This window comes from Roseofilum sp. (genome assembly GCF_982964205.1).
In genome coordinates this window covers 21,846-28,967 of the sequence record NZ_CEZBFX010000004.1, presented here as the reverse complement: position 1 = coordinate 28,967, position 7,122 = coordinate 21,846, and the positions used below count along the sequence as shown (strand labels likewise).

The 7,122-nt window shown below is 42.1% G+C and carries 4 protein-coding genes and 1 pseudogene; all 5 read left to right on the top strand.

All coding sequences use genetic code 11. From position 1 onward, the window contains the following. A pseudogene (locus AC3A14_RS01895) lies at positions 1 to 672 on the top strand (caspase family protein); the annotation flags it as partial. Between the two features lie 222 nt (positions 673 to 894). Beyond that, a complete protein-coding gene (locus tag AC3A14_RS01890; RefSeq protein ID WP_318731825.1) occupies positions 895 to 3,891 on the top strand; it encodes a GAF domain-containing protein in 2,997 nt (998 codons plus the stop codon). Continuing rightward, complete coding sequence (locus AC3A14_RS01885; RefSeq protein WP_318700577.1) at positions 3,884 to 4,273, top strand: response regulator transcription factor; 390 nt, start codon at positions 3,884 to 3,886, stop codon at positions 4,271 to 4,273. The genes AC3A14_RS01890 and AC3A14_RS01885 overlap by 8 nt, the downstream gene beginning before the upstream one ends. A 6-nt stretch (positions 4,274 to 4,279) precedes the next feature. Beyond that, positions 4,280 to 5,665 (top strand): diguanylate cyclase domain-containing protein, encoded by a 1,386-nt coding sequence (locus tag AC3A14_RS01880; RefSeq protein ID WP_318700578.1) that lies wholly within the window; start codon positions 4,280 to 4,282, stop codon positions 5,663 to 5,665. A 118-nt stretch (positions 5,666 to 5,783) separates the two neighbouring features. After that, positions 5,784 to 7,100, top strand: a complete 1,317-nt coding sequence (locus tag AC3A14_RS01875) for an NAD(P)/FAD-dependent oxidoreductase (protein WP_318731824.1) — start codon at positions 5,784 to 5,786, stop codon at positions 7,098 to 7,100. Positions 7,101 to 7,122: the final 22 nt, after the last annotated feature.

Below are 7,122 nucleotides of genomic sequence, written 5' to 3'. Positions count from 1 at the left end.
GCGACTCCAGCGCCTTCTCCAGCGGTTCCTCAAGCTCCAGCGACTGTAGCTACACCGGCTCCCGCTCCCCAGCCTCAGCCAGTGAGTGCCCCAACCTTGACCCAGGTGACGAGTATTTTAGGCTCTCAGCAAGCGTCGCTATATGTAAAGGCGATTGAAGAAGCGCGGAAAATTTCGGCAGATAATCCCAATTATGCTGAGGCTCAAGGAAAAATTGAGCTATGGAGTCAAGCAATTATGGATATTGCCATGGGTCGGGCAGCTCAAGGGCAATTTGAGGGGGCGATCGCCGCTGCCCAACTTGTGCCACCCGAAGTATCGGCTTATTCAGCAGCTCAAAGTTCAATGACCACGTGGCAACAGCAGGCAGCCCAAGCCCAGGCGAATCAGGTCGTGATTCAACAAGCCAGTACTAAGATTAAGGCTAATCAAGCGTCTTCTTATAATCAGGCGATCGCCCAGGTGAAGACGATTGGGACGGATCAACCCCGATATAGCCAAGCTCAAACACTGGCCAACCAATGGAGTAGTGAAATCCTCAAAATTGCCTACCGTCGATTAGCCAGTGATGGTCCGGCACAGGCGATCGCGGCGGCTGAATTGGTTCCCGAAAACACGGCAGCTTATGCAGAAGCCCAACGGGCGATCGCCGTTTGGCAAACTCGCTCATAACATATAGCCCTGAAAGCCAACAGATTCACAACTCTGAAGGGATACAACCGGTTCGTTGTATCCCTTATTCATTAGAAAATTTATTGCCTATTGCCTTGGGGCACAGCAGAATCCTAAAAAAAGGTTTAAACTTCTTTACGCACAGTTCCCCTTCCAATCTTTTATACTGGCCAAGCTACCGATCAAGGCAATGATAGTCACTTTTTCCCCCTTATAAATCCCATGTCCGATGAGTATATTGTGGTTAAAACCAGTGAATATACTTCCCTTCAAGAGGAAGTAAAACGCCTCAGAGAAAAGGTATCGGCACTTGAACAGCCAACCCAAATTCAACCTGAACTTATCCAGGTGGCTCAACAAAAAGCCCTTTTAGCCGTCATTACGCGCATTCGTCAATCTCTGGATCTGGAAACTATTTTCCAATCAACAGCGATAGAAGTACGACAACTATTAAATGCCGATCGGGTAGGCATGTATCAATTTGCTGAAAACTCTAACTACCAATGGGGGGAATTTGTCTCGGAGGATGTCTTACCACCTTTTTCTTCCACTTTAACTGCTCGAATTGAAGATCGCTGTTTTGGCGATAATTATGCCCAATATTACCAAGAAGGACGAATTTGGGCTTGCAATGATATTTATGCACAAGGCTTAAATACTTGCCATATTCAGATCTTAGAGCAATTCCAAGTCCAAGCTAATTTGGTGGTTCCCCTCCTAAAGGGAGAGATATTATGGGGACTTCTCTGTATTCATCAGTGTCGTACTCCTCGATGTTGGCAACCCCAAGAAATAGAATTTGTTTCCCAGATCGCGGTTCATTTAGGAGTTGCTCTACAGCAGGCAGAAGTCTTAGCTGGGCAAAAACAACAGTCAGATCGGTTAGCTAAAGCGGTAGCTCAGGCTGTGGATCGGGAACAGGCGATCGCTGCTGTAATCACAAAAATCCGCCAATCCCTCGATCTCGATACCATTTTTCGCACCACCACCGATGAAGTCCGTCAACTCCTCAAAGCCGATCGAGTCGTCATTTATCGTTTTAACGATGACTGGAGTGGAAAATTTGTTGTAGACTCCGTCGCTCCGATGTGGAAATCCTTAATTATCGGGCAACAGGAAAATCCAGGTTTGAACTGTAAGATTGGTGAATGTAGCCTCAAAAATCTAGAACATTTGTCCGTCACAGATACGTACTTCCAGCAAACCCAAGGGCAAGTATTTAACCAAGTGCAATTATTTCGGGTTTGTTCAGATATCTATAATAGTAATTTTTCCGAATGTTATATTCAGGCCTTAGAATCCTATCAAGCTAGAGCCTATGCCATTGTCGCCATTTATCAACACCAGCGTCTATGGGGCTTATTGGCTGCCTTTCAAAATTCCGGCCCCAGGGATTGGCAAGAGATTGAAATTAACTTCTTAGTTCAGATTAGTTCTCAATTAGGAGTAGCTATTCAACAAGCAGAATTATTAGCCCAAACCCAAAAACGCTCTAGCGAATTAAAAAGCACATTAGATGCCCAACTGCAAAAACGAGCCAATGAATTAGAGCAAGAAGCACAACGGGAGAAGGCGATCGCTGAAGTAATTGATAAAATTCGTCGTACCCTAGACTTAGAGACCATTTTTCAAACGGCTGCAACAGAAGTCCGACAACTGCTGAATGCAGATCGAGTCGCTATTTTTGAGTTCGATCGCGAATCCGACTGTACTCAGGGAAAATTTGTTTCTGAAGATGTCTTACCTAGCTTTGAATCAACCTTAACTCAAAAAGTTTATGATTATTGTTTTGATTGGCATCAAAACAATAATTATAACCCCGGAAAACTACAAGCCATTTCCGATATTTTTACTGCCGATTTATCTCCTTGCTATTTTAATATCTTAAACAAATTTCAAATTCGTGCCAATCTAGTTCTACCCCTAGTCAAAGGGAATCAGTTATGGGGTTTGCTCTGTATTCATCAATGTTCCAAAGCCAGAACTTGGAACCCCAAAGAAATTGAATTTACCCGTAAAATTGCCATTCAGTTAGGCGTAGCCTTACAACAGGCAGAATTACTCTCTCAAGCACAAAAGCGATCCAGTGAACTACGAATAACCCTAGCAGATTTAAATGCCATTGTTGATAATTTAGCCGATGGTTTATTAGTGACTGATACCCAAGGGAGAGTCACCCGATTTAATCCTGCTCTTTTGTCGATGTTTAACCTAGAAAGATGGCAGCTAGAAGGACAGAATGTTTGGACGATTTTCTCCCCTGAATTAGAGGAATTGATCGCATTAATTCATAATCGAAATCAAGAAATTATTACCCTTGATGTGAAGTTGGGGAATAATCGCGAAGGTCAAGCCTTAGCGACCAGTATTATTAAGGAAGGAGAAGGAATGGAAGGGGATCAATGTATGGGTTCAGTAATTCTCATTCGAGATGTCACTGTCGAGCGGGAAGTAGATCGGATGAAAACTGATTTCTTAAATACAGTTTCCCATGAATTAAGAACCCCTTTAACTTCAGTCCTAGGATTTGCAGAAATGATTCAGGAGAAGCTGGAAGAAATCATTTTTCCTGCGACTATACAACAGGATAGAAAAGTGAAGAGATCGGTTATCGCAGTCAGTAATAACATTGACATCATCATTTCCGAAGCAGAACGGTTAACCTCCCTAATCAATGATGTATTAGATATTGCCAAAATGGAATCTGGTCGAGTAGACTGGAATATTCAACCCGTTAATCCAAAGGTTATTTTGGATCGAGCGATTGCCGTAACTTTTTCTCTCATCAACAGTAATAATTTACAGTTAATCAAAAAAATTAATCCAGATTTACCCGTGATTGAAGTTGATACCGATCGCCTGATTCAAGTCCTCATTAATTTAATCTCTAATGCTGTAAAATTTACCGAACAAGGAACCATTACTTGTGAAGCAGAGGTTGTAGACAACCACCTGCTGGTTTCCATTATTGATACAGGTATAGGTATTGCACCAGAAAACCAGGATACTGTATTTGAGCGGTTTAAGCAAGTGGGGGATATTTTAACGAATAAACCCAAAGGAACAGGTTTAGGATTAGCAATTTGTAAACAGATTATTGAATATCATGGGGGTAAAATCTGGGTTGAAAGTGCCCTTAATCAAGGAAGTAAGTTTTCTTTTTTGCTTCCCCTCGATCCAACAGTGGTTAGAACACATATAGAGGAATTCAATGAATAAAAAAGTATTAATTGTTGATGATGAACCTAATATCCTTATCCTCATGGAACAAGCGCTTGAGAAATTGGAGGATGAAGATGACGTAATTCTCTTAACAGCTAAAAACGGTCAAGAAGCGTTGGAGGTCATTGAAGAAGAAAACCCTGACTTGGTTTTTTTAGATGTGATGATGCCTAAGATGAATGGACTAGAAGTTTGTGCCCAAGTTAAAGAAAATTCTAAGTTTGATAATATCTATATTATTATGCTGACGGCAAAAGGTCAAGAGTTTGATAGAAAAACGGGCATAGCTGTAGGAGCAGATTTGTATATGACTAAACCTTTTCGTCCGAAGGAAGTATTGGCTAAATCAAGAGAAATTCTTGGATTTATAAATGAGTAAATTTTAATGATAAATATTAATTTTAAAAAAATTGTTCTCAAGCCTAGAATAAAAAAAATCATCCAGCGGCTCATTAATGATAATCATCAAATAGGGATTTTAGACAATCGTCAAATTCCCATTTTAGGAGAGCTAACCCTAACCAATGCCCAAGGATATGAAATTGTTGTAGAAGATAAAATTTTAGGTTGGGTCGTCAGCGAAAATATCCATAATTCGGTTGCCCAACTGGTCATTTATTTAATTGAAATAGAAGTCAACAAAAAAGTGTTAGCGGCTGATGCTTTAGATAAATACGAAGAACTCAATTTTTTGTATGACATCTCCTCTAAAATATCTACGTGTTTGCATGTCCATGAAGTAATAAAACTCATGGCGAATGAAGCATTCAAACAAATACCAGGTAATGCCTTAGTAGTCATGATTTATAATGCTTATGAACAATCTATGCAAACTTTTTATCCTAAAGCTGATGAAAATCAAGTTATCTTAGGGAAGAAAATTCCAACTAATATCGGAATTTATGGTTCTGTTTTTAATTCGGGAAAGGCGGAAATTGTAAATCAGGTGACTTTAGATCCTCGATTTATTCCTCAAGAGTTTGAAATTGTGTCTATGATGTGTTGTCCGTTAATGACACAAACGGGGAAATTAGGCATCATTCAAATTAGTAGCGATCGCACCCTAGACTATACTGCCCAAGACCTCAAGTTATTTACAGCTCTAGCTTCCCAAGCCGCTGCCTCAATTCAGAATGCCCTATTTTATGAACAACTCCGGGACTATTCTTATACCTTAGAGAGAAAAGTAGCTGAAAGAACTGCTGAATTAGAGCGGGTAAACCAAGAATTAAATCAACTGGCTAATTTAGATGGTTTAACCCAAGTAGCAAACCGTCGCTGTTTGCAAGAAACATTCGATCGAGAATGGTATCGACTTGCAAGGGAGAAATCGCCCCTATCCATTATTATCTGTGACGTGGATTATTTTAAGCGCTACAATGATACTTATGGGCATCAAATGGGAGATGAATGCTTACAAAAAATAGCCGAAGCCATCAAACAAGCGTTAAAAAGACCAGCGGATTTAGTGGCTCGATATGGAGGAGAAGAATTTGTCGTAATTTTGCCCAACACTCAAGCATCTGGAGCGTGGATAGTTGCTCAAGAAATCCAAGAGCATGTGCGTCACTTATCCCTCGATCATCAAGCCTCACTCGTTAGTCCTTTCATTACGATGAGTATGGGACTCTCTTCAACCATCCCCACTCATGAAACGTCAGGAGAAGAATTATTTGAAATTGCGGATCAAGCCCTCTATGAAGCGAAAAAACAGGGTCGCGATCGCATGATATTTCGGGAATTTAGATCGCCAGATCTTCAACCTCAATAACCCAAAGTATCAGAGGATGATGGTATCTCTAGGCTTTAGTGCATCATTCATAGTTAATTCAATGTTTCATTGCTAAACTAAGATTGGATCGAAATCTTACATTAAGAACCCAAACGCTATGGTTGATGCAAAAACCCAACCCTCTGTCCCCCATGTCGTGATTGTTGGAGGAGGCTTTGGGGGGCTTTATGCAGCCCAAAGCCTAGGCAAAGCACCGGTTAAACTGACCTTAATCGATAAACGCAATTTCCATCTATTTCAACCCTTACTGTATCAAGTGGCGACGGGCAGTTTATCTCCTGCGGATATTTCTTCCCCTCTGCGCTTGGTTTTAAATCAAAATAAAAATACCCAAGTCCTTTTAGATCAGGTAAAGGATATCGATCCCGATCGCCAACTACTTACCCTCGACAACCGTACCCTCTCCTACGATACCTTGATTCTGGCCACGGGTGTGAAGCATCACTATTTTGGCAACGATCAATGGCAAAATATTGCCCCTGGTTTGAAAACTATTGAAGATGCTCTGCTCATGCGTCGTCGCATTTATGGCGCATTTGAAGCCGCAGAAAAAGAAACCGATCCCGAAAAACAAAAAGCTTGGCTGACGTTTGTGATTGTCGGTGGTGGTCCGACTGGAGTAGAATTAGCCGGGGCGATCGCCGAATTAGCCCATAGCGTCCTCAAAAACGACTTTCATCACATCGACACCACCAGCGCCAAAATTTTGCTCCTAGAGGGCGTAGATCGTATCTTACCCCCTTACGCGCCAAAATTGTCCATTAGAGCAGAAGAAGACCTCACCCAGCTAGGGGTAAGGGTACAAACTCAGACCCTAGTCACCCAAGTCACGGACGGTTCAGTAACCGTGCGACAAGGAGAGGAAGAAAATGTAATTCCCGCTCGTACCATTCTTTGGGCTGCTGGGGTAAAGGCTTCGAGTCTAGGGAAAGTACTCAATGAGAAAACCGGAGTTGCCCTAGATCGGGCAGGTCGGGTAAGGGTGGAAGAGAACCTAAGCATTCCCGGTTATCCGAATATTTTTGTTATTGGTGACCTAGCCAACTTCTCCCATCAAGGAGAGCAACCCTTACCCGGTATTGCCCCTGTCGCCATGCAACAAGGCAAATATGTAGCCCAATACATAAAACAGGAACTGCGCAGCCAAACCCATTCCCCCTTCCGCTATACCGAAGTTGGAAGTCTAGCCGTAATTGGTCAAAATGCGGCAGTGGTAGACTTAGGATGGATTAAGCTCACCGGATTTATTGCCTGGTTAACCTGGGTATTCGCCCATATCTATTATTTAATCGAGTTTGATAATAAATTAGTCGTCATGGTGCAATGGGGATGGAACTACCTGACTAGTGGCAGAGGAGCGCGGTTGATTACCGGTGAAGATTCTCTTCCCAAAGGAGTAATGAGTAATGAGTAATAGGACATTTCCCCGTGTCTCC